We start from the raw sequence: 26193 nt of genomic DNA, 5'->3' as shown, positions 1-26193 counted from the left end.
AAAAAATGACGGGTCAAGAACAGATTTTGAGGATTATCGCGGTAGCCATGATCGTTTTCATTGCGGGCTGCAGCAGTGCCTTGAAACGTGATACCGTGGAAAAAACACCTTCCGCCACCTCGGCAAAATCGAGTGTTGCGGCGAGAAAGGGCGGCTATTATCTGGATGACGGCCCCGGCGACAATCCACCAGCCGACCTTGCTTCCATTCCCGACGCCGTGCCGCGGGATGAGCCTCTGCGCCCAGCCAACATGCGGCCTTACGTGGCGCTAGGGAAATCCTACACGCCGATGACCACCCGGGAATCGTACCGGAAACGCGGGGTGGCGTCCTGGTATGGCCGCCGTTACCACGGACAGAAAACAGCATCCGGCGAAGTCTACGATATGTACACCATGACTGCCGCTCACCCCACGTTGCCGTTACCCAGCTACGCCCGCGTCACCAACATCCAGAGCGGAAAATCCGTGATCGTGCGCATCAATGACCGTGGACCGTTTCATTCTGATCGCCTGATCGATCTTTCCTATACTGCGGCTCACAAACTCGGCGTGCTGGATGGTGGTAGCGCCTGGGTGGAAGTGGAAAGCATCCTTCCTAACACGGAATCAATTGCGCGGATTACTCCGGCTCCCGTTGATGCGCTGGCGCCGGTCACTGCTCGTGAGAAAGTATCTCCTCAACTTTCGTTTGTTACAGAGAAACGAAATAGCGAAGCCAAACCAGACTTGCCGAGAGCAATCCCCGTACCCGCCTATGCGGATGCAGCTGCTTCCGATACTTCTCCCGTCGCTACCGCTAACGATGTAAGCGGGATCTACCTGCAATTGGGCGCATTCAGCGCCTACGACAATGCGGATAATTTCCTCACGCACATGCGCGCAGAGCTTCCTTCCTTGACCAACATCCTGGGCATCATTGCGAAAGATGGCTTGTTCAAAGTCCATGCCGGCCCTTATTCCGATCGACTGCTAGCCAGGCAGGCGGCCGATAAAATTGCCCAGACGCTCTCCATCAAACCGATGTTGCTGGTACGATAAATTCCCATGTGTGACTCATCTATTTCATGAGTCACCCGGAAACATAATCTATCCGCCATACATTCTTCGCATCATTCAGCCTGCACTACCCTGAGCCGCTCGAATATAGTCAACTGGGTTGGATAGGGACTCACCCCGACTATAGACAACACCCCGAACTAAGATCGCTCCGGTCTATTGGCCTGCACGACATAATCATGATGGGCTCGAAGGAGGCAGTTCTCCCCGTTATCGGCACCAGGAATTTATGCGATGGATGAAACGATAGAATTTGCACCAACCTTGATTTTTCGAAAGAAGTCTTCTTTAATAATAGCTATCCGCTCATCAGTTCCTGCCAACGAATAGCAGGGTGTAATTGATGTTGCATTGAATTTGATATAAAAGCAGATTCCGTCAAGATCCAGGTAGAACCTGTAGCGGGGTAGCTTGATGTTATTAGCAAAGCTCGAATACTGGGTGCCACTCCTTCATACTGTTCGTACTTATCGCGTTGAATGGCTGCGTAATGACTTTGTAGCGGGAATGTCGGTGGCAGCAATTCAGATACCTACCGCTATCGCCTACGCCCAGCTTGCTGGTTTCGGGCCTGAGGTAGGACTGTACGCAAGTATGCTGCCGTTAGTCGCCTACGCATTGTTTGGCAGCTCGCGGCAACTGATCGTCGGTCCGGATGCCGCGACTTGCGCCATCGTAGCAGCGGTACTGGTGCCGCTCGCCGCAGGCGATCCGGAAAAATATGCTGTCTTCTCTGCTATTTTAGGACTACTTGTAGGCGGGCTCTGCATTCTGGGGGGCATAACACGGCTGGGTTTTCTTGCGGACTTCCTATCTCGGCCGGTTCTGACCGGCTTAATGAACGGAATCGCTTTAAGTATTATCGTAGGCCAACTGGGAAAGGTTCTGGGGTTCTCCGCAGAGGCACACCGATTTTCTCTTATCATTCTGGAGTTTGCGTCCCGCTTGCGGGAAACGCACTTACCGACGCTGGCGCTCGGCGGTGGAGTCCTGGCGCTGATTCTGTTACTGGGGAAGAAGGCGCCGCGGGTACCGGGACCGCTTGCAGGTATTGTTTTCGGCGGACTGGCGGTTTATCTGCTGAACCTTGGTGCGTACGACTTGAAACTAGTAGGATCAGTGCCTGCTGGATTGCCATCCTTATCACTGCCAGCAGCCGGTCTAGACGAAATCGAAGCACTCCTGAGCGGGGCGCTCGGTATAGCGGTTGTAAGCTTCTGTAGCGCAGTGCTGACAGCCCGTATTTTTGCAGCCAAAAACCACTATGTAATCGATGCCAACCGTGACCTTGTCGCGCTCGGCGCTGCCAATGTCATGACTGGCCTGTCACATGGATTTGTCATCAGCGGCGCTGACTCGCGCACTGCGGTAAATGACCTGGTGGGTGGCAAGACCCAGATAACGAGCCTGGTTGCAGCAGGATGCACCGCATTGGTGCTGCTTTTTCTTACTGCGCCGCTGGCTTTTGTTCCTGTAGCGGCCCTGGGTGCGGTGTTGCTCGTTGCCGGCTTCAAGCTTCTGGATATCCGCAGCCTGCGGAAAGTCTATTTTCTCAGCCGATTCGAATTCTGGCATTCCATCGTGACCACTGTAGCTGTGATTGCGCTGGGTATCGTGCCGGGCATTCTGCTGGCAATCAGCCTGGCCATAGCAAAGTTATTGCAGGCGGCTTCGCGCCCCAATGAAGCTATTATTGGCCGAGTACCGGGACTCGATGGCTATAACGAAATCACCGGGCAAGCGGGTGCGGAAACCATCCCTGGCCTTCTCATATACCGGTTCGACGGGGCGCCGCTTTTCTTTAACGCGGATTACCTGAAGCGCCGTGTCCGCGCTCGGGTGGCCGAAGCGGGTCCGGATTTGCGCTGGTTTCTTTATGTGGCTGAGCCAGCGAATTTCCTTGATGTGACCGGCGTGGAGTCCTTGGAATCGCTGCGCGCTGAACTCGCTGAGCATGGGATTACATTTGCTATCGCCCGTCCGCGCGGTCGATTCCTGAGCATGCTGAAACGATCCGGCCTGGCTGACCGGATCGGCAGCAATCACATCTTTCCCTCAATCCGGAGCGCAGTACAAGCTTTTCTTAATAGTAGTCCCGTTGCAGCAGCACCTACTTCCACCTCATCATCAACCTGAATGAAAGGAATTGCCATGGACAAGAAAACGAAGAAGGACAAAAAACAAGCACAAACTGTAACCGGTGGACCCGGCGGCACAACCAAAAAGATCAAGCTCAAGGAATATGAGCAGGAGATGTTCAAGCTTCACGCCGAATTGGTCAAACTACAATTCTGGGCACAGGAAACCGGCGCACGGGTGATCGTAATATTCGAGGGGCGCGATGCCGCCGGCAAGGGCGGAGTTATCAAGCGAATCACTGAACGCGTGAATCCGCGCATATTTCGTACGGTAGCGCTGCCAGCGCCAACCGAGCGCGAAAAGACCCAGATGTACATGCAGCGCTACCTTGCACATTATCCCGCCGGAGGCGAGATAGTGATCTTTGATCGCAGCTGGTACAACCGGGCCGGCGTCGAGCGCGTCATGGGGTTCACCAGCGAAGCCAAGTGCAAACGTTTTCTCGAACTGGTACCCACATTCGAAAAGTACATCGTTGATGCTGGTATCATCCTGGTGAAGTACTGGTTTGAGGTGGGGATGGAAGAACAGACCCGGCGCTTCAAACAACGAATCGAGGATCCACGCAAGCCGTGGAAGCTGTCGCCGATGGATCTGGAGGCACACCGCCGCTGGTACGATTTTTCCCGTGCACGCGATGAGATGTTTGCCGCCACCGACAGTGAACATGCTCCCTGGCACGTAGTTAAATCGGACAACAAGCGGCGTGCACGGCTTAATTGCATTTCTCATCTGTTAAGCCTGATCCCCTACAAGGATTTACCGCAAAAGAAAGTAAAATTGCCGCCGCGACAAAAATCGGATGGTTACCAGCCCTCGCAACATCCTTATCGCTATATACCTGAGAAATTCTGACGGGATTCCAAGCAGGGCGGGGCGATGGGGGGAGAGCCAAGTCCGGATATGCTTGAGCTTGATGCATTGTTACTTCATAAAAATATCAGTATAGTAAGCCCATTTTCTGATAATGGCTTAACGTTAGCGGCATGCTCGGCGGCAAGAAGTGAAGGTAATGGACAGCAAGCGGCGGAAACCTATGAATTCAGTAAAGTCTCGGTAGGCGAGAAGAAAAGAAAAGAGCAACACCGGGGCAGCGCCATTCCGCTGCGCGTGATCGGTTTCCCTCTTAAACTGGGCTTGATATTGTCTTGATCGAGGGGTCCACTTTATGAACATCCTTCCGTTAGAGCGACGCACTCTCCATCCATGTTCGCCGCACGGCACTTCGCTACTGCTGGCTGGCATGATTTTTACGCTGTTTACGGGTTGCAGCAAGCCGCCACCCCCGGCCAGCCCGCCATCGGTAGAGGTAACCGCCGTCACTGTCGCGCCACGGGATACTCCGGTCGAGTTTGAATTCGTGGCGCAAACGCAGAGTTCGCGCGAAGTCGAGATTCGCGCCCGGGTTGAGGGCTTCCTCGAAAAGCGTCTGTATACTGAGGGCGAACTGGTGAAGGCGGGACAGAAAATGTTCCAGATGGACCGTAAACCGTTCGAGGCCGCGCTGCAGTCGGCCAAAGGTCAACTGGCACAACAACAGGCACGGCTGAGTGTGGCTGAAGCAACCCTCGCACGGGTAAGACCGTTGACTGAGAAAAACGCACTCAGTAAAAAGGACCTTGACGACGCGGTGGGTAACGAGCAACAGGCAAAAGCGGCGGTATTCGCGGCGCAGGGAGAAGTACAAACCGCACAACTGAATTTGAGTTATACCACGCTCTCTTCTCCACTCACCGGACTATCGAGCTTCACCAAAAAACAGGAAGGCAGCTTTTTGACCCCCGGTGAGGGTGGGTTGCTGACGTATGTAGCGCAACTCGACCCAATATGGGTCAACTTCAGCATCTCCGAGAATGAAATGCTCAAGTTGCGTGATGAAATCGCCAAAGGACGGCTCAAGTTTCCCCCTCGCAGTCTTTTCGAAGTTGAGGTAACTCTGGCCGACGGTTCGGTGTTTCCGAATCTCGGGCGCATCAGTTTTGCCGAGCCATCGTTTTCCAAGGAAACGGGTACTTTCCTGGTACGCACGGAGCTTGCCAATTCCAAGGGCGAATTACGTCCAGGACAGTTTGTGCGTGCTCACGTCAAAGGCGCGATACGGCCCAACGGCATTCTGATCCCGCAGCGCGCGGTGCTGCAAGGTGCGAAAGGCCATTACGTATGGATCATAGACAAGGATGGCAAGGCTGAAAAACGTGAAGTTGAGGCCGGGGACTGGCAGGGAGATGACTGGTTCATCAGTCAGGGTCTGAACGCTGGGGAGCGCATCGTGGTCGACGGCGCGATCAGGGTTTCACCGGGTGCCACGCTCAAGGTGGTTGTCACGCCCGCCACTACGGGCGCCACGATACCCGCTGATGCGGTAAAGAGCTCACCCAATGAAACGCTCAGTTCATCGCCGGAACAGGAAGAGTCCCAACCTAAACCGCCGTCCTCCAGTGAGAAACCGGCGGAATAAGCGAGCGTACTAGATGAGCATCTCGCACTATTGCATCGACCGGCCGATATTCGCATCGGTCATTTCGATCGTCATTACACTGGCGGGCGCGGTGGCATTGTACAACCTGCCGGTTGCGCAGTATCCGGACATCACGCCGGTACAGATTTCAGTGACGGCTACCTATCCTGGGGCATCAGCCGAAGTAGCCGCACAGAATGTCGCGGCTCCGATCGAACAGCAGGTCAATGGCGCAGACAAACTACTGTACATGTCGTCGACGAGTTCGTCGGCCGGCCTCATGACGTTGTCCGCTTTTTTTGAGATTGACGTTGATCCATCGCTCGCGCAGGTGGATGTACAAAACCGTGTGAACCTGGCATTGCCGCAGCTTCCCTCCTCGGTGCAGGCTCAAGGTGTCTCGGTGCAGAAGAAATCTTCTGCATTCATGATGGTGATTGCGGTCTACTCCCCCGACGAGCGCTACGATCCGGGTTACATCGCAAATTATGCAAGTATTTATGTGCTCGATGCCATAAAACGCATCCCCGGCGCTGGTCAGGCTTCCATCTTCGGCATGCCCGACTATGCGATGCGCATCTGGCTCAAGCCGGACCGCATGGCCGCATTGGGTGTCACCGCCACCGATGTACAGCAGGCGGTTGCCAATCAGAACGAGCAATTCGCGGTCGGCAGCATCGGCCAGTCGCCGACCAAGGGTGCGGTCGAGCAATCGTTCGCCATCACCACCGAAGGCCGTTTGAGCACGCCGGCCGAATTCGACAATATCATCATCCGTGCCGCCAGTGGAGGCGCTGCGATTGTGCGGTTGAAAGATGTCGGCCACGCGGAGCTTGGCCAAAAAGATTACTCCCTGCGCACCACTCGCCAGGGCAGGCCTGCAACGGCGATTGCTGTCTACCAGCAGCCAGGCGCCAACGCGCTCGACGTCTCAAAGGCGGTACGCGCGACGCTGAAAGGGATGGAAAGCTCGTTCCCTCAAGGTATCGAGTATGAAATCATCATGGACACTACCGCGTTCACGCGCGCGTCGATCGAATCCGTGATCCATACTTTCTTCGAAGCGCTGGTACTCGTCGTGATGGTGGTGTTCCTGTTCCTGCAAAACCTGCGCGCCACCCTGATTCCGGTTATCGCGGTACCGATCTCCATCATCGGCACGGCGATCGGAATGACCGCGTTGGGTTTTTCGATCAATATGCTTACGTTGTTTGGCATGGTGCTTGCAATCGGTATTGTCGTCGACGATGCGATCGTGGTCATCGAGGCGGTCGAACACAACATGGCCAAGTATGGCTTGTCTCCGCGTGATGCGGCAAGAAAGGCGATGGACGAAGTCGGTGGCGCGCTGATCGCAATCGTGCTGGTATTGTGTGCCGTGTTCATTCCTGTTGCGTTCATACCCGGCATTACCGGCCAACTCTACAAGCAGTTCGCGATCACGATCGCGATTTCAGTGGTGCTATCCGGCATCGTGGCGCTGACACTGTCGCCCGCCCTCGCGACGCTGCTGCTCAAACCTGGCCACGGCGAAAAGAATCGTTTTTTTAAATGGTTCGATGCCAAATTCGCGCGTATGACTGAAGGCTACGTTCACGGCGTGCGTTTTATGATTAAACGCGTCAGCCTGGCACTCATGCTGTTCGCCGGCATGCTCGCCATTGCCTTCGGGCTGATAAAACACATTCCGGGTTCGTTTTTGCCGCCGGAGGATCAGGGGTACTTACTCGGGGCGGTTATCATGCCCGATGCCGCGGGCCTCGACCGCACCAGCAACGTCAGTCGACACGCAACCGACTACTTCATGAAGAGCCCGGCGACCAAATCCATCGTGGTCATAGATGGCTTTAGCCTGCTCGATAGTCAGAATAAAAGCAACGCCGCGGTATTTTTTGTGGGTTTCAAGGATTTTGAAGAACGTTACTCGTCCGATAACATCCGCACCCAGAACGCGCGTGCCGTGATGATGGATGCTTTCAAAACTTTCTCAGGCGTCAAGGAGGGGCTTATCCTACCGATCAACCCGCCTTCGATCCCGGGGCTGGGCACAACCGGCGGCATGGAAATGTATATCCTGAGCAAGGGCGATGCCAATAGCGCCCAGATCGCGGAGATCGTACAGAAATACCTGGCCAAGGCCAAGGAGCGCCCGGAATTGACCAAAGTTGCCTCGACTTACAACGCATTCGCGCAACAGTTGCGCGTCGATGTCGATCGTGAAAAGGCAGAAACGCTGGGTGTGCCGGTACAGGATGTTTATACCGCGATGCAGACAATGTTCGGCTCACTCTACGTATCGCAATTCGCCAAATTCAGCCGCCTGTTTCAGGTGATTATCCAGGGAGCGCCTGCTTACCGCTTGACGGCAAAGGATATCGACCGTATCTATGTGCGCAGCAAAGATGGCAGCATGGTGCCCCTCAGCGCGGTCGCCACCACGCATTTCATCACGGGACCGGATATGGTCACGCGCTTCAACAACTTTCCAGCGGTAAAAATTACAGCCGAGCCCGCGCCAGGCTTCAGTTCGGGACAGGCTATTGCGGCAATGGAAGAAACCGCGGCGGAGGTCTTGCCCCTTGAATTTGGTAGCGAGTGGAGCGGCCAAACCTATGAAGAAAAGAAATCTGGCGGTGCCTCGTCTATAGTGTTCGTGTTTGGCCTGATCATGGTATTCCTGATCCTTGCGGCACAATACGAGAAATGGTCGTTGCCGCTGGGTGTGCTGACCGCGGTCCCCTTCGCGTTGTTCGGAGCATTGCTTGCGATCCTGCTGCGCGGCCTTAACAATGACATCTACTTCCAGATCGGGCTGACGATGCTGGTCGCGCTTGCGGCCAAGAATGCGATCCTGATCTTCGAATATGCGGTGATGAACCGCGAAGCGGGCCAATCAATCTATGATTCCGCCATCAACTCGGCGCGGGACCGGCTACGGCCAATCGTGATGACCTCGCTCGCCTTCATCCTGGGTTGCGTGCCGCTGGCGATCTCAATGGGCGTCTCCGCCAACAGCAAGCATTCAATTGGGACCGGGGTCATTGGCGGTATGCTGGGTGCCACGGTGATCGCGGTATTCTTCATCCCGATGTTCTACTGGGCGATTGAAACGCTGTCCGAAAAAATGGGTAGCAAGCGGAAAGCCTCAGCTACAGGCAGCCCAGCTCCTGTAATGGCTCCTGAAGCCGTTCCAAAGAATACGAGTGAGGGAGACTGAATGCCGACTCCCGTCTTTTCGCGTACACGCCTGCTCTGCCTGACACTCATGCTCATGCTTGGCGGTTGCATGTTTGGGCCTGACTACCGGCGCCCCGAAACTGAGATACCGAAGACATTCCGTTTCGACAACAAGCAAACACAGGATATTGCCGATACCATGTGGTGGGAGCAATTCCAGGATCCCGTCATGAACGATCTGATCAAGGCAGCGCTTGCGGAAAACAAGAACGTAGGGGTCGCCGCCGCGCGCATCATGGAATTTCAGGGCCACTACGGCGCCACACGCTCGGAACTGTTTCCGCAGATTGGCGGACAAGTTGGCGCGAGGCACAACAATATCAACTCGCTTACGCTGCCTCCCCCCCTCGCATCCGATATCACTCGATCATGGAATCTTTACACCGTATCGATCAACGCGAGCTGGGAACTCGATATCTGGGGGCGCATACGACGGCTGAGCGAGGCTGCGCGTGCGCAGCTGCTTGCTTCGGAAGAAGGTCGCCGTGCGACCATATTGACGCTTGTCTCTTCGGTCGCGTCGTCTTATATCAATCTGCTGGCGCTGGATCGGCAGCTCGATATCGCAAAAAGGACGGCGGTGAGCCGTGCGCAATCGGTGGAGGTGTTCGAGCTGCGTTTTGCCGGTGGCGTCATTTCGCAGATGGAGCTTTCACAAATCCGGTCGCAATACGAAGTGGCCGCAGCTGCGATTCCCCCGCTTGAATCCCAGATCGCGCAGCAGGAAAACGCACTCTCGGTGTTGCTCGGCCGTCCTCCCGGCCCGATCCCGCGCGGAAGGGAGCTCAAGGAACTCAGTCTGCCGGTGGTGTCGGCAGGGTTGCCCTCCGAATTGCTCGTGCGCCGCCCTGACCTTCAGCAAGCAGAACAGAAATTGATCGCAGCCAACGCGGAAATTGGCGCGGCGCGCGCACTATACTTGCCGAGAATTTCCCTGACAGGTCTACTCGGCGTAGCGAGCAACCATCTTTCAGGCATGTTTTCCAGTCCTGCGCGCATTGCCGCTTTTGGCGTAATGACTTCGATACCGATTTTTACCGCTGGCGGTATCGCCGGCCAGGTAAAGCAAGCTGAAGGACGGCATCAACAAGCACTGTTGCAGTATGAGCAAGCAATCCTGGTTGCATTTAAAGAAGTGGAGGATGCACTCATATCCGTGCAGAAAACACGTGAGCAGCTCACTCCTCAGGGTCGCCGGGTCGACGCGCTACGTGATTATAACGAGATGGCTCGGTTACGCTACGACGAAGGCTATACCAGTTATATCGAGGTGCTTGATTCCGAGCGCAGCCTGTTCGAGGCCGAAACCAGCTTCGCGCAAATTCAGGGCACGGTATTCGGTTCACTCATCAATCTCTACATGGTACTTGGCGGGGGATGGGTAGCCGAGGCCGACCAGGTATCGAAGCAAGCGGTGCCAGTCAAAAATTGAAGAACGTTTCAGAAAGTTCAGGATTCAGGATAATTCATTCAACCGAGGAGGATTAGACCATGGATGAATCGACGGAAGAAAAGGGGGTCGTACTGGCTCTGCTGGAGAGATTCCAAACGCAAAGGCTTCCACGAGCGCTTGCAATCAAAGAAAGAATTGATCAAGGTGGATTACTCGATGAGTTCGATATTACATTCCTTGAAACGATTTTTAGAGAATTCGCCAACATCAGGACGATGGTCGGCAAGCATCCGGAATACGAACCCCTGGTTTGTCAAGTGATACACATGTACCATGAAATTACCGCCAAGGCGCTGGAAAACGAAAAGGCAAAGGGGGATTAACTGTAATTTCCCGCCGCCTTGCCATCCAATTAATCCAAGCCGCCTGTTTGACTCGGAGGTCTTGGGAACACAACCTGCCACACGTTAAGGACATGTTCTTTAACGTTGACGTATGATCATGTCAGCGGCAGGAAATTTATATTTGGTTCGCCCCGGGTACTGCTGAGCAGTGGTCATAGGCTACTCGGCGGCAGTTCCGCCTCCGCTTCCTTCGCCTCTCCATCAGCGATCCAGGCATTCGTCAGCGTGTAAGTTACCGCAAGAATGACCGGACCAATAAACAGACCAATGATGCCGAAGGTAAGGATGCCACCCAGCACGCCTATCAGAATCAGAAGTATCGGCAAATTGGCACCCCGTCTGATCAAGACAGGGCGCAAGACATTGTCCATCAAGCCGACAAGAATGGCCCACACCAGCAGTATGAAACCCCATGTTTGATCGCCTTGATAAAACAGCCAGATAACCCCGCCCAGTAATGGTATGCCCGGGCCTACCTGGATAATACAAAAGAACAGCATAATGGCAGTCAGCACACCGGCAAACGGCACCCCGGCAGTCCATAGGCCAAGGCCGCCCAGCGCCGACTGAGCAATGGCGGTGAAAACGATACCTAATGCGACGGCGCGAATGGATTGACCGGCGAGTTGAACCGCATCCTCACCGCGTGGACCAGCCAGACGCCTGGCAAAGCGGGCGACACCGGCAACTGCTATTTCACCGCGGGCATAAAAAATAGCAGAAACTATTAAAGTGAGTAGCAGGTGAATAAACAGCATGGCCACACTATTCATCTGGCTTAGCGCCCAGTTGGCAATTCTGCTGGCATAAGGCTGGATTTTGTCGGTAAGGCTGGCGGCACCCGCATTCGAGATGGCTTGCCATTCATTCCAGAGGCGCTCGCCCACTAGCGGAATGCCACGCAACCAGTCTGGTGGAACCGGCAAATGATAGTTCGGCAAGTTTTTTACCAGATTGGCCACGTTGACGGCATTATCAATGATCGTGCTGATCGCCATGGCTAAAGGCAGTCCAATAATCACTGTCATGGCCAATACCATTACCGCCACCGCTGGACCCCGCCGCCCACCCAAACGCCGCTGCACCATAATCATGATCGGCCACGTTGCCACGACTATCATGGTCGCCCAGATCGCCGCGGGCAAAAATGGCTCCATCACCCACAGACTACCCGCGATTAGCAGGCTGATGACGAGCACGCTGAGCAAATTACTGGTAAGGTCGGGCCTCTTAATCAAAGAAATACTCCTGCAAGACGACTATATGCCATACGCACCAAACTGAAAGATGTTCCATGACTACCGTATCATAGCTCTCTTGATAAAAAGTTGATAATCCTGATCGATCATCAGGAATATGCCGTCCTTTCATTTTAAGCATAGCTCATATCCAGAAATCTTGCGTAAACAGAATGGCCGAGAAACACCAAGTTTCATGCGTTGGCCGGTAGCGCCACGTCCGATTCCTTTTATTAACCCGGCAGTACCAAAGCTTGGACCTAAATCCGGCTGTTAACCGTGCATCTTTCAGTTTAACACTATGTCCTGTAATAATTTTTTACATCACGGACCCGCACCTTTGTGTTTAGGAAAAAAACCGATGCCGGTCTGGCTTCATTTGCCGATAGCAAAATCTCCCGTCACTTGATAAAATCAAGATTCTTCTCCAACCAATTCAGCTCACCACTACATCAGGATCATTCATGACCGCCAAACATTTTTATCCCGCCAAAAAAGTTAGCACGTTCTATCCCCCCCAACGTGTTTTGATGGGGCCGGGACCGTCGGATACCCATCCCCGCGTATTATCCGCCATGGCCCGCCCGACACTGGGTCACCTTGATCCGGTGTTCACGGATATGATGGAGGAATTGAAGAGCCTGCTGCGTTATACCTTTCAGACCTCTAATTTACTGACTTTTCCGGTTTCCGGTCCGGGCTCGGTCGGGATGGAAATGTGTTTCGTCAACATGGTCAACCCCGGCGATAAGGTGATTGTGTGCCGCAACGGCGTATTTGGCGGGCGCATGATCGAGAACGTGCAACGCTGCGGCGGTATCGCAGTGGTGGTGGAAGACAAGTGGGGAGCCCCGGTTGATCCGCAAAAAGTGGAAGATGCACTGAAACAGAATCCCGATACGAAGATCGTTGCTTTCGTTCATGCTGAAACATCCACCGGCGCGCTGTCGGATGCGAAATTACTATGCGAAATTGCGCATCGCCATAATTGCCTCACCATTGTGGATACCGTCACCTCGCTGGCCGGTTCCCCCCTCAAGGTTGACGAATGGAAGATCGACGCCATTTATTCCGGCAGCCAGAAATGCCTGTCATGCCCGCCAGGTTTATCGCCTGTAAGCTTTTCGGAGCGTGTGGTGGAACTGGTCAAGAATCGCAAGGGTAAAGTACAAAGCTGGTTTATGGATTTGAACCTGTTGCTCGGTTACTGGGGCACCACCCGCACTTACCATCACACCGCTCCCACCAATGCGCTCTATGCATTGCATGAGGCTCTGGTCATGCTGTATGAGGAAGGGCTGGAACATTCCTGGGCGCGTCATCAGCGTAACCACACGGCGCTGAAAGCGGGGCTGGAAACGCTCGGTATCGAGTATCTGGTGGAAGAGAAATCCCGCCTGCCCCAGCTCAATTCGGTCTACGTGCCGGACGGCATCGATGAGAAGGAAGTACGCCGCCGGTTGCTCGCAGATTATAGTCTGGAAATCGGCGCGGGGCTGGGCGACCTCGCCGGAAAGATCTGGCGTTTCGGTCTGATGGGCTACTCGAGCAAAATGGAAAACGTGATGCTATGCCTGAACGCGCTGGAAACGGTATTCTCTGACATGGGTAAGAAAATTGAATACGGTACAGCCGAGTCGGCGGCGCATTACGCTTATGCGGCCAATCCCCTGCCTCGGCAGGCCGCTCCGGTAAAAGCTGTAGCGGTGGCTTGATTAATAATACCAGGCCAGACAGACCCATTTCTCCCTCCCTACGCAATAAGAGGGAGAGATGTTGTCTGCTCAATTTGGCGTTACAATCCCAAGCGTTGCCAGATGGTAGTTGTCAACCCCGCTGAATTCAACGTATAAAAGTGCAATCCCGGCGCGCCTGCGCTAAGCAGCCTGTCGCATAAGTCGGTCACGACATCCAGCCCGAACGCGCGTATTGATGCACTGTCATCTCCATATCCTTCCAGTTTTTTCCTGATCCAGCGCGGGATCTCCGCACCGCAGGAATCCGAGAATCTCGCCAGCTGGGAAAATTTATTGATTGGCATGATACCGGGCACGATTGGAACGCCGATACCCATCTCTTCACACGCTTCAATGAAATTGAAGTAGGCATCGGCATTGTAGAAATACTGGGTGATAACGGAATCCGCTCCTGCCTCCACCTTGCGCTTGAAGTTCAGCAAGTCATCCTGTGCCGAGTCCGCCTGAGGATGACATTCCGGATATGAAGCCACTTCGATATGAAACGCATTACCAAATTCCTTACGGATGAAGCTCACCAGTTCATCTGCGTAGCGAAATTCTCCCCACTGCGCCATGCCTGAGGGCAAGTCGCCACGCAAGGCGACAATATGACGAATACCCCCGTCTCGATATTTTTGCAACATGGTACGAATATTCTCTCTGGTCGAACCGATGCAGGAAAGATGGGGGGCGGCCGCATATCCTTCCGCCTGAATTTCCAGCACTGTTTCAAGGGTGCGGTCCCGGGTCGAACCTCCCGCGCCAAATGTCACCGAAAAAAACTTTGGGTTAAGTTGCGCCAATTGTTTGCGCGTAGCACGCAGCTTCTCTATCCCCTCCCGCGTTTGCGGTGGGAAAAACTCGAAACTGAAAGTGGGAGCGAATTTTTTTTGTGATTCCATTGTTTGTCAGTTGCGGCGATGCAAAGACATAGAGATGATAAAAGGTGAAAGATAGAGATTATCTATCCCTCATCAGCTCCGTACGCTTCATAACCCAGAAAACCGGATAAGCCCCTGCTTGCCAGCAGGGGCGCGCGATTTTGCCCTAAAATCAATACCGGTACATTGCCGGCTTATAGGGTCCGTTTTTATCCAGATTCAAGTATTTTGCCTGTTCGTCAGTCAGTTCGGTAAGTCTGACTCCCAGCTTCTTGATGTGCAGTCGCGCCACCTTTTCATCCAGGTGCTTGGGCAGCACATAGACATTCTTTTGGTAGTTGGCGCCATTTTGCCAAAGCTCCATTTGTGCGAGCACTTGATTGGTAAATGAACTGGACATGACAAATGAGGGGTGGCCGGTGGCGCAACCCAGATTCACCAGACGTCCCTGCGCCAACACGATAATACGCCGGCCTGTTGGGAAAATGACATGATCCACTTGCGGCTTGATGTTTTCCCATTGGTATTTCTGGACGGAGGCAATGTCTATTTCAGAATCGAAATGGCCGATATTGCAAACGATGGCCTGGTCTTTCATTCTCAGCATGTGATCATGGGTAATGACGCGCAGATTGCCCGTGGCAGTAACGAAAATGTCAGCCTGATCGCAAACTTCGTCCATGGTGACGACACGATAACCTTCCATGGCGGCTTGCAGCGCGCAAATCGGATCAATCTCGGTAATCCACACGGTCGCCCCCAAACCACGCAGGGATTGAGCGCAGCCTTTACCCACATCCCCATAGCCACACACCAGCGCAATCTTGCCGGCAATCATTACATCGGTAGCACGCTTGATACCGTCCACCAGCGACTCACGGCAACCATAAAGATTATCGAACTTGGACTTGGTGACCGAATCGTTGACGTTGAATGCCGGAAATGGCAGTTCGCCTTTCTTTTGCATTTCGTACAAACGGTGAACGCCAGTAGTGGTTTCCTCCGTCACACCACGAATATTGGCGAGTCTGCTGGAATACCAGCCAGGCTGAGTATCCAGCCTTTTCCGGATTGCCGCGAACAATGCGTGTTCTTCTTCATTGGCGGGATTAGCGATGACCGACGGGTCTTTTTCCGCCCTGCTGCCGAGAATGATCAGCAGCGTTGCATCGCCACCATCGTCCAGAATCATATTGGGCGTACTGTTCACACTCGATTTCCCGTCACCGGACCATTCAAAGATACGGTGGGTATATTCCCAATAGTCATCCAGCGACTCACCCTTGTAGGCAAACACCGGAATGCCTTCCGCTGCGATCGCCGCCGCTGCATGATCCTGGGTGGAAAAAATATTGCACGAAGCCCAGCGCACTTCCGCACCCAACCTGATCAGGGTCTCGATCAGTACCGCCGTCTGAATAGTCATATGGAGGGAACCGGCAATACGCGCACCTGCCAGAGGTTTCGCATCGGCATACTCTTCACGTAGCGCCATCAGACCGGGCATTTCGGTTTCGGCGATGGCTATTTCCTTGCGCCCCCATCCCGCCAGGGACATATCGGCGACTTTATAATCGGTAAATTCGCTATTGGTAAGCGTAGAAGCGGGTATAGGTGTAGATGGACTGAGCACAGCGTTCATGGAATAATCTCCTGAAAAATGAACGAGCGCCGTTATTGCGATCCTCCCCCGCCGAGCCTCACGGGACTCTGCCCGCTGCAGCGCTCCTCAACCGGGGAGGGATTTAAACTGACGTGAACCTATTGCTTATGCTTCAACCGCTATCTCGATCCCCGCATCGGTGCGAAGTTGCGCGGCTTTGTCGGTAGCCTCCCAGGTGAATTCCGGTTCATCCCGACCAAAGTGGCCATAGGCAGCTGTTTTCTGGTAAATTGGCCGCAGCAGATTGAGCGTATGAATAATAGCACGCGGACGCAAATCGAAATGCCGTTCGATCAGCTTGACGATTTTATCGTCGGAAATTTTGCCGGTTCCGTAAGTATCAACCATTAGCGAAACCGGGCGCGCCACACCAATAGCATAGGCTATCTGTACTTCGCACCTGCTGGCGATCCCTGCGGCAACGATATTCTTGGCTACATAACGCCCGGCATAGGCCGCGGAGCGATCCACCTTGGAGGGATCCTTACCTGAGAAAGCGCCGCCGCCATGATGGGCTGTCCCACCATAGCTGTCGACGATAATCTTGCGGCCAGTCAATCCGCAGTCGCCCATCGGTCCCCCCACGACGAAGCGGCCGGTAGGGTTGACCAGGTAACGGGTCTGGCTATTCAGCATATCTTTCGGAAGTACCGGTTTAATGATTTCCTCGATGACCGCTTCACTCAGTTCCGCGTGGGGAATGTCCGGATTGTGCTGGGTGGATATCACCACAGTTTCGATGCGTTGCGGCTTCCCGTTCAGATAGCGCACTGACACCTGCGACTTGGCATCCGGACGCAGCCATGGCAGACGCCCATCTTTTCTCAGTTCTGCTTGCCGTTCCATCAGGCGATGAGCATAGTAAATCGGCATCGGCATCAGTTGCGGCGTCTCGTCGCATGCGTAGCCAAACATCAATCCCTGATCGCCCGCCCCCTGATCCATTTCTTCTTCTTTGGTGCGATTTACCCCTTGCGCAATATCAGCGGACTGTTTGTTGAAGGCAGTCAATACAGCACAAGTATGATAGTCAAATCCGATATCGGAGCTGTTGTAACCGATACGCTTGACGGCCGCGCGCGCGACTTGCATATAATCGACGTTGGCTTCAGTGGTAATTTCACCCGACATAACGATCAGACCCGTGCTGCACAGGGTCTCGCAAGCTACTCGGGCATTGGCATCCTGGGCCAGGATGGCATCCAGGATTGAGTCGGAAATCTGATCGGCCACCTTGTCGGGATGACCTTCAGACACGGATTCGGAGGTAAAAAGATATTCACTCATATTGTCCAGCCGCATATAGTTTTATAAAGGGACTGTAGGATACCAAATTACGTGCATATTAAGAAGACAGACTATAGTACAACCCACGGGGCTGCTCTTCCCGCATATCCGCGCAGTGTTGAACTTCTCTTTCGTACAGTATAGGTAGCCACGGTCCTTGCCAAGCTTAAATTGTATACTCGATCTTTCTCTTTCCGCATCCCCGCCGCGCAACACACCCACTCCGCTGACCGCACTTCATCCTCAACCGGATTTATAGCGAAGGAATTGATAGTGCCAGCGCAGCAGCCGATTGACAGGGGTATCTTCCTGTAACAAACTCACGCTGGGGAATATATATTCGTTGGCTTTCCGCTGAGAATCGATGAATCGTCCAATGAAACCGGCGGCTTATTAATGAAACTCAAGTTTACTAAAATGCATGGGCTGGGCAATGATTTTGTCGTTATTGACGGGATAAATCAATCCCCATTTCTGAAGCCGGAGCAATTGCGGCTGCTCGCCGATCGTCATTTTGGCATCGGCTGTGATCAGATTCTGTTGATAGAGGCTGCTGAAGGCGACGCTGATTTTCGCTATCGCATTTTCAATGCTGATGGCGGCGAGGTGGAACAATGCGGTAACGGCGCGCGCTGCTTCGTTCGCTATGTGCATGACCGGGGGCTGACAAATAAAAATGAAATTCGCGTGGAAACACATGGCGGCCTGATCGTTCCCCGGTTGGAGGCCAACGGCGAAGTTACCGTCAATATGGGCACACCGAGGTTTGAACCAGAGGAAATTCCCTTTATCGCCGAAAAACGCGCACTGACTTATCCACTCGATATCGGCGGCAGGCAGATAGAAATCAGCGCCGTTTCCATGGGTAACCCTCACGCAGTGCAATGGGTAGCAGACGTGGATCATGCTCCAGTATTGACTGAAGGTGTGCTGATTGAGCGCCATCCCCGTTTCCCCAGGCGGGTCAACGCCGGATATATGCAGGTGATAGATCGCGGTCATATCCGGTTACGAGTGTATGAGCGCGGTGCGGGTGAAACACTGGCTTGCGGCACAGGAGCTTGCGCCGCCGTGGTGACGGGTATTCAACGCGGGTTACTGGAATCAGCGGTTACAGTCAGTTTTCGCAGCGGCGATTTATTCATCCGCTGGGAAGGCGAGAATCAACCGGTCTGGATGACGGGTCCCGCTATTACCGTGTTTGACGGAGAGATCAATTTGGGGATCGCTGAATAAGTCCGCCGGAAGCGCGAGGATATATAGGGGTTCCTTAAAGTTTAACCAGGGGAAAACATGAAACTCAGCTCGGAAGAAGTCGCCCAATATCTACGGGAATACCCCCAATTTTTTGACGAGTATGCCGGCATGCTGGCGGATATTCAGGTTCCTTACGCGCATGATGGCAGAGCCATTCCCATCAGCGAGCGGCAAATCGTCGCACTACGGGATAAAAACCACATCCTGCAGAGCAAGTTAGGTGAATTGATCAGATTTGGCGAGGAAAATAGCGCCATCAATCAAAAAATGCATCGTCTCGCCGTCATGCTGCTTACTTTCACGTGTCTGAATGATTTACTACATCGACTGAATTTTAATCTGCGGGAGGATTTCTCCATACCTCATATGGCGCTAAGATTATGGAATATAACCGCCGAAGATCCGGCGCTTCCGGAATTTACTCAAACGAGTGCTGATGTTCACATCGTGGTGGAGAGTCTGCTGCATCCTTATTGCGGCCCCCATGTACTGGATGAAATCAAAGATTGGTTCGGGGAAAGCGCTGTTCGCCTGCGTTCGTTTGCGATGATGCCTCTGCGAGCGGAGCAAACCATCGGTCTGCTGGTAATGGGAAGCGAAGACCCCCAGCGCTTTTATCCGGAAATGGGAACTCTGTATCTGACACAGCTTGGCGAACTGGTAAGCGCCGCATTGGTCCGATACAGACCCGCTGGACAATTCTAGAAATCGAAAAAACGTATGAATATCCGAAAATAACGCCGGCATAATGGCCACTATGACGTCCGGAGATAACCAGGCTGCGCTAGCCGCCGCCTATCTTTCCCATCTTGTCAATGAACGGCGCTTGTCATCGCTCACTTGCGAAAGTTATGCGCGTGATATTGCCGTCCTGCTCAACTTCGCGCATGAAACATCGCTCGATCAATTGCGAATTCATCATATTCGCCGCTTTGTCGCGCAACGCCATGGAAAAGGATTTTCCGGAAAAAGTCTGGCCAGAATGCTATCAGCATGGCGTGGCTTTTACCGCTACCTGGCACGTGATTACGGCTATGCTTGCAATCCGTGCGCCGGGGTCCACGCCCCAAAATCGCCCCGAAGCTTGCCCCATACGCTTTCACCCGACGAGGCCGCGAAGCTGCTGGACTTCCCTGTTGATAATGACCCCATGGCATTACGAGACAAGGCCATGTTTGAGCTGTGTTATTCCTCGGGACTCCGGCTGGCGGAGCTTACTGGCCTGCAGCCCAGGGATGTGAGTTTTTCCGACGGCGCAGCGCGCGTTACCGGCAAAGGCGGCAAGATCCGTATAGTGCCCATAGGCAGCCAGGCGGCGCGCATCCTGCGCGAATGGCTGAAATTGCGCGAAGTGCTGATCAAACCCGGCGCGACCGCGCTATTCTTGTCGCGGTACGGAAGAAACATCAGTCCGCGATCCATCGGTCAGCGGTTAAAAATTCAGGCGGCGCGGCAGGGAATCGGCACCAATATTCATCCCCACGTTCTGCGGCATTCATTTGCCTCCCATCTGCTGCAATCCAGCGGCGACTTGCGCGCAGTGCAGGAGATGCTGGGACACGCCAGTATCAGCACCACGCAAATTTATACCCATCTTGATTTCCAGCATTTGGCGAAAGTCTACGATGCGGCGCATCCGCGTGCCAGGAAGAAGAAAGAGAAAGGTTGAACCTGGAGAGGTAGCGCGGATCCTGATAGTCCACCTAGTCATAGCGCTTAAACTGAGAAATGGCTTAAAAATGAGCGATCAACCACCGGATTTAGGTATAATCTGCGCTCTCACTCATATTGCGCTAATACATGCCAGAACTTCGCGGTACCACCATACTTTCGGCGCGGCGCGGCACGCAAGTGGCGCTCGGAGGCGATGGCCAGGTAACCTTGGGCGCCATCGTAGCCAAGGCCAGCGCTCGCAAGGTGCGCAGACTCTACCATGACAAAATTCTTGCGGGATTTGCGGGTGGCACAGCCGACGCTTTTACCTTGTTCGAACGGTTTGAAGGCAAGCTTGAGAAACATCAGGGACATCTCATGCGTTCGGCGGTGGAACTGGCGAAGGATTGGCGCACTGACCGCATTTTACGCCGGCTGGAAGCAATGCTGGTTGTTGCGGATCCCGAAACCACACTGATCATTACGGGATCGGGTGATGTGATTGAGCCCGAACTGGGGCTTGCTGCGATCGGCAGCGGAGGCTCTTACGCTCACTCCGCGGCGCGCGCGCTCCTGGAAAACACCAGCCTGATGCCGCTGGAAATCGTCAAGAAGTCGCTTACCATAGCGGGCGACTTGTGTATCTATACTAATCAGAACCATATAATCGAAGTTCTGGAGTAATGTGCAAGCTCAACACAAACGGTGAGACGTAGTGAATACAAGAGTAGATACGGTATCTTTTACCGAACGCCTCCGGCGAAGCATCCTTTACTCCCGTATATCCGCTTAAACCTGCTTCTCATCTTAGGTTTCACCTATCCCGCCACTTTATCACTGATACCCTGAAACCATGTCCCAACTGACTCCGCAGGAAATCGTCCATGAACTGGACAAGCACATTATCGGCCAAGATGCCGCCAAGCGCTCGGTGGCCATTGCGCTCAGAAATCGCTGGCGCAGGCAGCAGGTAATGGATCCTCTACGGCAGGAAATCACGCCGAAAAATATTTTGATGATCGGTCCTACTGGAGTCGGCAAGACCGAGATCGCACGCCGTCTCGCGAAACTCGCCGATGCGCCATTCATCAAGGTGGAAGCCACCAAGTTCACTGAAGTCGGTTATGTAGGGCGCGATGTGGACTCCATCATTCGCGATCTGGTGGAATCCGCCATCAAGCAATCCCGCGAACAGGAAACCCAGAAGATGAGGGCTCGCGCGGAAGACCATGCTGAAGAGCGTATCCTCGACGCGTTGCTGCCAGCGGCGAGAGAGATGGGTTCTCAAATGGAAGCGGATGAAGGCGACAATACCACCCGGCAGAAATTCCGCAAGAAACTGCGCGAAGGCGAACTCAACGACAAAGAAATTGAAATCGAAATTTCAGCGGCGCATGCCCACATGGAAATTTTTGCGCCGCCGGGAATGGAAGAGCTGACCACGCAAATTCAAGGTATGTTCCAGAATCTGGGCGGGGAAAGAAAAAAAACCCGTAAGCTGAGAATCCGTGAGGCAATGAAACTTATTACCGATGAAGAAGCCTCCAAACTCGTCAATGATGAGGAGTTGAAACTTCGCTCAGTGCAGAATGTTGAACAGAACGGTATTGTGTTCCTCGACGAAATCGACAAGATCACCAGCCGCTCGGAGACTTCCGGAGCGGATGTATCGCGCCAGGGCGTACAACGGGACCTGTTGCCGCTGGTGGAGGGCACCACGGTTTCCACGAAATACGGCATGATCAAAACTGATCATATCCTGTTCATCGCCAGCGGCGCATTCCATCTCGCCAAGCCTTCCGATCTGATTCCCGAATTGCAGGGCCGTTTCCCCATTCGCGTCGAACTGGCCAGTCTTAGCGCTCAAGACTTTGTACAAATCCTCACCAATACCGATGCCTGTCTGACACGCCAATATGAGGCACTGCTGGAAACTGAGGGAATCAAGCTGGAATTTACACCCGATGCGGTTAAACGCCTGGCGGAAATCGCTTTTGCGGTTAACGAAAAAACCGAGAATATCGGCGCGAGACGTCTTTACACCGTGATGGAAAAACTTCTGGAAGACGTTTCCTTTGATGCCGAGAAACATAGCGGCGATACCGTCGTCATTGATGCCGCATACGTGGATGTACGACTCAATAGCCTATCCCAAAGCGAAGATTTAGCCCGCTACGTACTTTAACCCGGACGTTTCATAAATTCGGGATTTATTCGGTAGCTCTTGATCCTGGCTTCGCGCATCTCAGCCAAACAGCGCGCGCCAGGGTGTGATCTGTTACAATCCCAACCTGCGGCGTTTGCTCCAAGTCTTCACGCCGCCCACTCTGTTTTTCAAACTATATCCGTCTGCCTAAGACTGGCGCCTCGTTACCCGGGCGACAGGCCGATGTTACCCCAGGAGTTTTATGTCTTTCTCTATCTTCGGCCTGTCCGATGAAATCATTCGTGCCGTGACTGAATGCGGCTATACCGACCCAACACCCATTCAGCTGCAAGCGATCCCCGCCGTGCTCGCTGGCGGCGACTTAATGGCCGGGGCTCAAACCGGCACTGGCAAAACCGCCGGCTTCACCTTGCCCATCCTGCATCGTTTGTCCGATAAAAGCGTGAAAGGACCATCCAGCGGCCGTCCGCCGATACGTGCACTCATTCTCGTTCCCACGCGCGAACTGGCGGCACAGGTGGAGGAAAGCATCCGGGAGTACGGCAAATACTTGAAGCTGAATTCGATGACGATGATCGGCGGGGTCAGTATTAATCCCCAGATTACTCGCCTGAAGAGCCGTGTGGACATTCTTGTAGCCACTCCGGGGCGCTTGCTGGATCATGTGCAGCAACGAACTGTCGACTTGTCACGTGTTGAAATCCTGGTACTGGATGAAGCGGACCGTATGCTCGACATGGGCTTCATTCGCGAAATCAGAAAAATACTCGCGCTACTGCCTAAACAGCGGCAGAGTCTGCTTTTCTCGGCAACTTTCTCCGACGAAATCCAGACGCTGGCTACCAGTTTGCTGAACAAGCCGGTGAAAATTGAAGCGGCGCGCCGCAACGCCACTGCCGACAATGTAACGCATGCGGTCCATCCGGTAGACCGTGAAAGAAAGCGTGATCTGCTTGCCTACCTCATTAAGAAGCACCATTGGTCGCAGGTGCTCGTGTTTACCCGCACCAAGCATGGCGCCAACAAGCTGGCGGAGTATCTGATCAAAAGCGGTATCCCGTCACTTGCCATACATGGCAACAAAAGCCAATCGGCGCGCACCCGCGCACTGGCTGAATTCAAGACGGGTAGCCTGCAGGTGCTGGTGGCAACCGACATCGCGGCGCGTGGAATAGATATTTCCGAACTACCCCATGTGGTCAACTTCGAGTTGCCTAACGTGCCGGAGGATTACGTCCATCGCATCGGACGCACCGGCCGTGCCGGGTCTGACGGCGATGCCGTGTCGCTGGTCTGTGTGGATGAATTTAAACTGTTGACTGACATTGAAAGGCTGATCAAGCGAGAATTATCTCAACAGATCATCGCGGGTTTCGAGCCCGACCCGCGCATTAAAGCCGAACCGATTATGAATGGGAGCAACGGCGGGCAACGCCGCACACCACCCGGGCTACCGGGACGGCATGGCCGTACCCAACGAAAGAGCCAGCCAGGTACCAAACCACCAGCAGTCAGGATACCCGCAAAACCCGCTGCGGGTCGCATACCCACGCTGCATCGTTCGGGCGGGCGTGGCCGTTAATCCGATTTGTTCTCGTTACAATGTGATGCAAGGCACGATGGCAGCCAGCGTCTGAATTACACGAACTGACCCGCCGCATGACCAGACGCCCAAGCCCACTGAAAATTGAATCCACCCAGATGTCCCGTCACATCCACGACTTCGCCGATAAAATATAATCCGGGTATTTTTCTTGCTTCCATCGTCTTGGATGACAATTCACGGGTGTCCACCCCGCCCAGTGTCACTTCCGCTTTTTTATATCCCGCGGTGCCGCTGGGTGTGATTTGCCAATTATGCAATTGCGCGGCAATCTGCCTCAATCCGGTTTCACTGTACCGGTTTATCGGCTGGGCAGGCTGATCCCGCATAATATCGTCGCACCAGGCCTGTGCAAAGCGTCTGGGTAGATATTGCGTTATCAGCTTGGATAGCAGTCCCGTGCTGTGCCTGTGATCGAGCAGCCACGCCGCCGCGTCGAGATCCGGCAGCAGATTGATATGAATTGGGATTCCCGGTTGCCAATAGGAAGAAATCTGCAATATTGCGGGACCGCTCAAACCGCGGTGTGTGAGTAATAGATTCTCCCGAAAGCAGGCCCCATTACAACTCACCGCCGCGTCAATTGCGACACCTGGAAGCCCTGCGACGCTGCTGGCTAGCTGACCCTGCGCGAAAGTCAGTGGAACAAGTGCTGGCTGCAGCGGCGTAACAGTAATGCCAAATTGCCCGGCGACACGATAGCCAAAGGGGCTTGCACCGATTTGTGGGATGGACAAGCCCCCTGTTGCGATGACCAATGAATCGGCCATCAAGATGCCGCGGTCGGTTTCCAGCATGAATCTGCCGGGGGCTGTACCGGCATGGATGCGGCTTATGTTGTTCACTCGACATGGCATTTGCCATTCGACGCCCGCCGCATCGCACTCATGCCGCAACAAGTCAATTATTTGCTGCGAGCTGCTGTCGCAAAATAATTGCCCCAGTTTCTTTTCGTGATAATGGATGCCATGCTTCTCCACCAGCGTGATAAAGTTTTGCGGGGTGAAGCGTGCCAACGCGGATCGGCAGAAATGCGGATTGTGTGACAGGAAATTTTCCGGCCTGGTGTGGCGATTGGTGAAATTACACCGTCCCCCACCGGAAATACGAATTTTTTCCGCAAGCTTCGATGCATGATCCAACAGCATGACCGAGCGTCCGCGCTTACCGGCCTCGATCGCGCACATCATCCCGGCCGCTCCAGCGCCTATCACTATTACATCCTTTTTTATTTTCATTCGATGTAACTGAACTGGATCCGGCAGGTGCTACTCCCCCACCTTGCGCCATACGCTGGCAAACCACGGCTGCTGCGCGCACGGCCGGCCGACGGGACGGTAATAGTGGGTAATTTCGACGAATTCGGCAGCGGCCATATAGCCTCGCCACCTTTCAATATCATGATATACGCCATAACGCCCGTGGGTCCAGCCCTCTTCGTCGTTCCCGCGCGGGTTGGAACTGAACAGCACGCCGCCCGGTTTCAGCGTGTTACACAACTCCGTCAGCACACGTGGCAGCTCACTGCCGGGAACATGAAACAGCGAAGCATTAGCGAATATGCCGTCGAAGTATTCATGCGGCAAATCGAGTCCGAGAAAATCCTGGTGCCACACTTCACAGCCGGTATGACTGCGAGCCATCTCAACGAAGCGCGGTGCACCCTCAAGTCCGATCGCGATATGGCCGAGTTCGGTAAATACCTTGAGATCACGGCCCGGTCCGCAGCCAAAATCCAGTATGGTATAAGGTGATTTACCCTCGATGTATTTCAGCAACGCCGCGATATTCTGGCCGACGTCATGATCTTTCGTTCCTTCCCAGAAATGCTCAGCGTGCTCGTTGTAGTGGGCGAGCGTAAGGGAAGAAATATTCTTCAGGTCCAGCGGGTCGAGCTTCATGTGATGTTCGTATGTGCCGTCATAATGATCAAGTTTTTGTCATATCTCATACCCCAATTTGCAGAAACGAGAGAAATACGATGCTCAGAGATGCAAACTCCGGTGTTCGGCGGGA

The 26193-nt window shown here is 53.9% G+C and carries 21 protein-coding genes and 1 riboswitch; of the genes, 15 read left to right on the top strand and 6 right to left on the bottom strand.

Annotation, left to right across the window (positions count from 1 at the left end; genetic code table 11):
* Positions 1 to 5 precede the first annotated feature (5 nt).
* The 8 genes from BLR00_RS03825 to BLR00_RS03790 all read left to right on the top strand — a co-directional run bounded on the left by BLR00_RS03825 (position 6) and on the right by BLR00_RS03790 (position 10668).
* Entirely contained in the window at positions 6 to 1040 is a 1035-nt protein-coding gene (locus BLR00_RS03825; protein WP_074630884.1) for a septal ring lytic transglycosylase RlpA family protein, read from the top strand.
* 432 nt (positions 1041 to 1472) lie between these two features.
* Positions 1473 to 3194: a SulP family inorganic anion transporter gene (locus BLR00_RS03820; RefSeq protein ID WP_074630883.1), complete on the top strand. Its 1722-nt coding sequence runs from the start codon at positions 1473 to 1475 to the stop codon at positions 3192 to 3194.
* Between the two features lie 15 nt (positions 3195 to 3209).
* Complete coding sequence (gene ppk2 / locus BLR00_RS03815; protein WP_081346633.1) at positions 3210 to 4052, top strand: polyphosphate kinase 2; 843 nt, start codon at positions 3210 to 3212, stop codon at positions 4050 to 4052.
* Positions 4053 to 4100: 48 nt separating this feature from the next.
* Complete coding sequence (locus tag BLR00_RS03810; RefSeq protein ID WP_074630881.1) at positions 4101 to 4349, top strand: hypothetical protein; 249 nt, start codon at positions 4101 to 4103, stop codon at positions 4347 to 4349.
* A gap of 16 nt (positions 4350 to 4365) precedes the next feature.
* Positions 4366 to 5655: an efflux RND transporter periplasmic adaptor subunit gene (locus BLR00_RS03805; protein ID WP_081346632.1), complete on the top strand. Its 1290-nt coding sequence runs from the start codon at positions 4366 to 4368 to the stop codon at positions 5653 to 5655.
* A gap of 13 nt (positions 5656 to 5668) precedes the next feature.
* Complete coding sequence (locus BLR00_RS03800) at positions 5669 to 8872, top strand: efflux RND transporter permease subunit (RefSeq protein WP_074630880.1); 3204 nt, start codon at positions 5669 to 5671, stop codon at positions 8870 to 8872.
* The gene (locus tag BLR00_RS03795) at positions 8873 to 10324 is read left to right on the top strand and encodes an efflux transporter outer membrane subunit (RefSeq protein WP_074630879.1); all 1452 of its coding nucleotides are present in this window, start codon (positions 8873 to 8875) and stop codon (positions 10322 to 10324) included.
* Positions 10325 to 10383: 59 nt separating this feature from the next.
* Positions 10384 to 10668, top strand: coding sequence for a hypothetical protein (locus tag BLR00_RS03790; RefSeq protein ID WP_074630878.1), 285 nt, complete (start codon positions 10384 to 10386; stop codon positions 10666 to 10668).
* A gap of 173 nt (positions 10669 to 10841) precedes the next feature.
* On the opposite strand, the gene ydiK is transcribed toward BLR00_RS03790, so the two are convergent.
* Positions 10842 to 11927: an AI-2E family transporter YdiK gene (gene ydiK, locus BLR00_RS03785; protein ID WP_218124306.1), complete on the bottom strand. Its 1086-nt coding sequence runs from the start codon at positions 11925 to 11927 to the stop codon at positions 10842 to 10844.
* A gap of 464 nt (positions 11928 to 12391) precedes the next feature.
* Between ydiK and BLR00_RS03780 the strand changes: the two genes are divergently transcribed.
* On the top strand, positions 12392 to 13642 hold the full coding sequence (locus BLR00_RS03780; protein ID WP_074630876.1) for a pyridoxal-phosphate-dependent aminotransferase family protein: 1251 nt from the start codon (positions 12392 to 12394) through the stop codon (positions 13640 to 13642).
* A gap of 80 nt (positions 13643 to 13722) precedes the next feature.
* On the opposite strand, the gene metF is transcribed toward BLR00_RS03780, so the two are convergent.
* From metF to metK, 3 genes are all read right to left on the bottom strand, one after another.
* Complete coding sequence (gene metF, locus BLR00_RS03775; RefSeq protein WP_074630875.1) at positions 13723 to 14568, bottom strand: methylenetetrahydrofolate reductase [NAD(P)H]; 846 nt, start codon at positions 14566 to 14568, stop codon at positions 13723 to 13725.
* 151 nt (positions 14569 to 14719) lie between these two features.
* Positions 14720 to 16189, bottom strand: coding sequence for an adenosylhomocysteinase (gene ahcY / locus BLR00_RS03770; protein ID WP_074630874.1), 1470 nt, complete (start codon positions 16187 to 16189; stop codon positions 14720 to 14722).
* A gap of 17 nt (positions 16190 to 16206) precedes the next feature.
* Positions 16207 to 16284, bottom strand: a riboswitch (S-adenosyl-L-homocysteine riboswitch).
* A 31-nt stretch (positions 16285 to 16315) separates the two neighbouring features.
* Positions 16316 to 17497: a methionine adenosyltransferase gene (gene metK / locus BLR00_RS03765; RefSeq protein WP_074634117.1), complete on the bottom strand. Its 1182-nt coding sequence runs from the start codon at positions 17495 to 17497 to the stop codon at positions 16316 to 16318.
* A 396-nt stretch (positions 17498 to 17893) separates the two neighbouring features.
* On the opposite strand from metK, the gene dapF reads away from it, so the two are divergent.
* The 6 genes from dapF to BLR00_RS03735 all read left to right on the top strand — a co-directional run bounded on the left by dapF (position 17894) and on the right by BLR00_RS03735 (position 24156).
* The gene (dapF, locus tag BLR00_RS03760; RefSeq protein ID WP_074630873.1) at positions 17894 to 18733 is read left to right on the top strand and encodes a diaminopimelate epimerase; all 840 of its coding nucleotides are present in this window, start codon (positions 17894 to 17896) and stop codon (positions 18731 to 18733) included.
* 57 nt (positions 18734 to 18790) lie between these two features.
* Positions 18791 to 19459: a DUF484 family protein gene (locus BLR00_RS03755; RefSeq protein WP_074630872.1), complete on the top strand. Its 669-nt coding sequence runs from the start codon at positions 18791 to 18793 to the stop codon at positions 19457 to 19459.
* Positions 19460 to 19511: 52 nt separating this feature from the next.
* The gene (gene xerC / locus BLR00_RS03750; RefSeq protein ID WP_074630871.1) at positions 19512 to 20423 is read left to right on the top strand and encodes a tyrosine recombinase XerC; all 912 of its coding nucleotides are present in this window, start codon (positions 19512 to 19514) and stop codon (positions 20421 to 20423) included.
* Between the two features lie 131 nt (positions 20424 to 20554).
* Positions 20555 to 21091, top strand: a complete 537-nt coding sequence (gene hslV, locus BLR00_RS03745) for an ATP-dependent protease subunit HslV (protein ID WP_074630870.1) — start codon at positions 20555 to 20557, stop codon at positions 21089 to 21091.
* A 169-nt stretch (positions 21092 to 21260) separates the two neighbouring features.
* Entirely contained in the window at positions 21261 to 22592 is a 1332-nt protein-coding gene (gene hslU, locus BLR00_RS03740) for an ATP-dependent protease ATPase subunit HslU (RefSeq protein WP_074630869.1), read from the top strand.
* 223 nt (positions 22593 to 22815) lie between these two features.
* A complete protein-coding gene (locus BLR00_RS03735; RefSeq protein WP_074630868.1) occupies positions 22816 to 24156 on the top strand; it encodes a DEAD/DEAH box helicase in 1341 nt (446 codons plus the stop codon).
* 56 nt (positions 24157 to 24212) lie between these two features.
* On the opposite strand, the gene BLR00_RS03730 is transcribed toward BLR00_RS03735, so the two are convergent.
* Both BLR00_RS03730 and BLR00_RS03725 read right to left on the bottom strand, forming a co-directional pair.
* A complete protein-coding gene (locus tag BLR00_RS03730; RefSeq protein ID WP_074630867.1) occupies positions 24213 to 25415 on the bottom strand; it encodes a BaiN/RdsA family NAD(P)/FAD-dependent oxidoreductase in 1203 nt (400 codons plus the stop codon).
* Between the two features lie 30 nt (positions 25416 to 25445).
* Positions 25446 to 26078: a class I SAM-dependent methyltransferase gene (locus BLR00_RS03725; RefSeq protein ID WP_074630866.1), complete on the bottom strand. Its 633-nt coding sequence runs from the start codon at positions 26076 to 26078 to the stop codon at positions 25446 to 25448.
* Positions 26079 to 26193 lie beyond the last annotated feature (115 nt).

The organism is Nitrosospira multiformis (assembly GCF_900103165.1).
Lineage (GTDB): Bacteria > Pseudomonadota > Gammaproteobacteria > Burkholderiales > Nitrosomonadaceae > Nitrosospira > Nitrosospira multiformis_D.
This window is presented reverse-complemented; position numbering and strand designations above follow the sequence as displayed.

Bases quoted from the DNA above. Each gene is read 5' to 3' on its own strand.
- BLR00_RS03780 (WP_074630876.1), top strand. From the start codon at position 12,392: ATGACCGCCAAACATTTTTATCCCGCCAAAAAAGTTAGCACGTTCTAT.
- BLR00_RS03810 (WP_074630881.1), top strand. From the start codon at position 4,101: ATGCTTGAGCTTGATGCATTGTTACTTCATAAAAATATCAGTATAGTA.
- metK (WP_074634117.1), bottom strand. From the start codon at position 17,497: ATGAGTGAATATCTTTTTACCTCCGAATCCGTGTCTGAAGGTCATCCC.
- metF (WP_074630875.1), bottom strand. From the start codon at position 14,568: ATGGAATCACAAAAAAAATTCGCTCCCACTTTCAGTTTCGAGTTTTTC.
- dapF (WP_074630873.1), top strand. From the start codon at position 17,894: ATGAAACTCAAGTTTACTAAAATGCATGGGCTGGGCAATGATTTTGTC.
- BLR00_RS03725 (WP_074630866.1), bottom strand. From the start codon at position 26,078: ATGAAGCTCGACCCGCTGGACCTGAAGAATATTTCTTCCCTTACGCTC.
- xerC (WP_074630871.1), top strand. From the start codon at position 19,512: ATGACGTCCGGAGATAACCAGGCTGCGCTAGCCGCCGCCTATCTTTCC.
- ahcY (WP_074630874.1), bottom strand. From the start codon at position 16,189: ATGAACGCTGTGCTCAGTCCATCTACACCTATACCCGCTTCTACGCTT.
- BLR00_RS03790 (WP_074630878.1), top strand. From the start codon at position 10,384: ATGGATGAATCGACGGAAGAAAAGGGGGTCGTACTGGCTCTGCTGGAG.
- BLR00_RS03825 (WP_074630884.1), top strand. From the start codon at position 6: ATGACGGGTCAAGAACAGATTTTGAGGATTATCGCGGTAGCCATGATC.
- BLR00_RS03730 (WP_074630867.1), bottom strand. From the start codon at position 25,415: ATGAAAATAAAAAAGGATGTAATAGTGATAGGCGCTGGAGCGGCCGGG.
- BLR00_RS03820 (WP_074630883.1), top strand. From the start codon at position 1,473: ATGTTATTAGCAAAGCTCGAATACTGGGTGCCACTCCTTCATACTGTT.
- BLR00_RS03735 (WP_074630868.1), top strand. From the start codon at position 22,816: ATGTCTTTCTCTATCTTCGGCCTGTCCGATGAAATCATTCGTGCCGTG.
- BLR00_RS03805 (WP_081346632.1), top strand. From the start codon at position 4,366: ATGAACATCCTTCCGTTAGAGCGACGCACTCTCCATCCATGTTCGCCG.
- BLR00_RS03800 (WP_074630880.1), top strand. From the start codon at position 5,669: ATGAGCATCTCGCACTATTGCATCGACCGGCCGATATTCGCATCGGTC.
- BLR00_RS03795 (WP_074630879.1), top strand. From the start codon at position 8,873: ATGCCGACTCCCGTCTTTTCGCGTACACGCCTGCTCTGCCTGACACTC.
- hslU (WP_074630869.1), top strand. From the start codon at position 21,261: ATGTCCCAACTGACTCCGCAGGAAATCGTCCATGAACTGGACAAGCAC.
- hslV (WP_074630870.1), top strand. From the start codon at position 20,555: ATGCCAGAACTTCGCGGTACCACCATACTTTCGGCGCGGCGCGGCACG.
- BLR00_RS03755 (WP_074630872.1), top strand. From the start codon at position 18,791: ATGAAACTCAGCTCGGAAGAAGTCGCCCAATATCTACGGGAATACCCC.
- ppk2 (WP_081346633.1), top strand. From the start codon at position 3,210: ATGGACAAGAAAACGAAGAAGGACAAAAAACAAGCACAAACTGTAACC.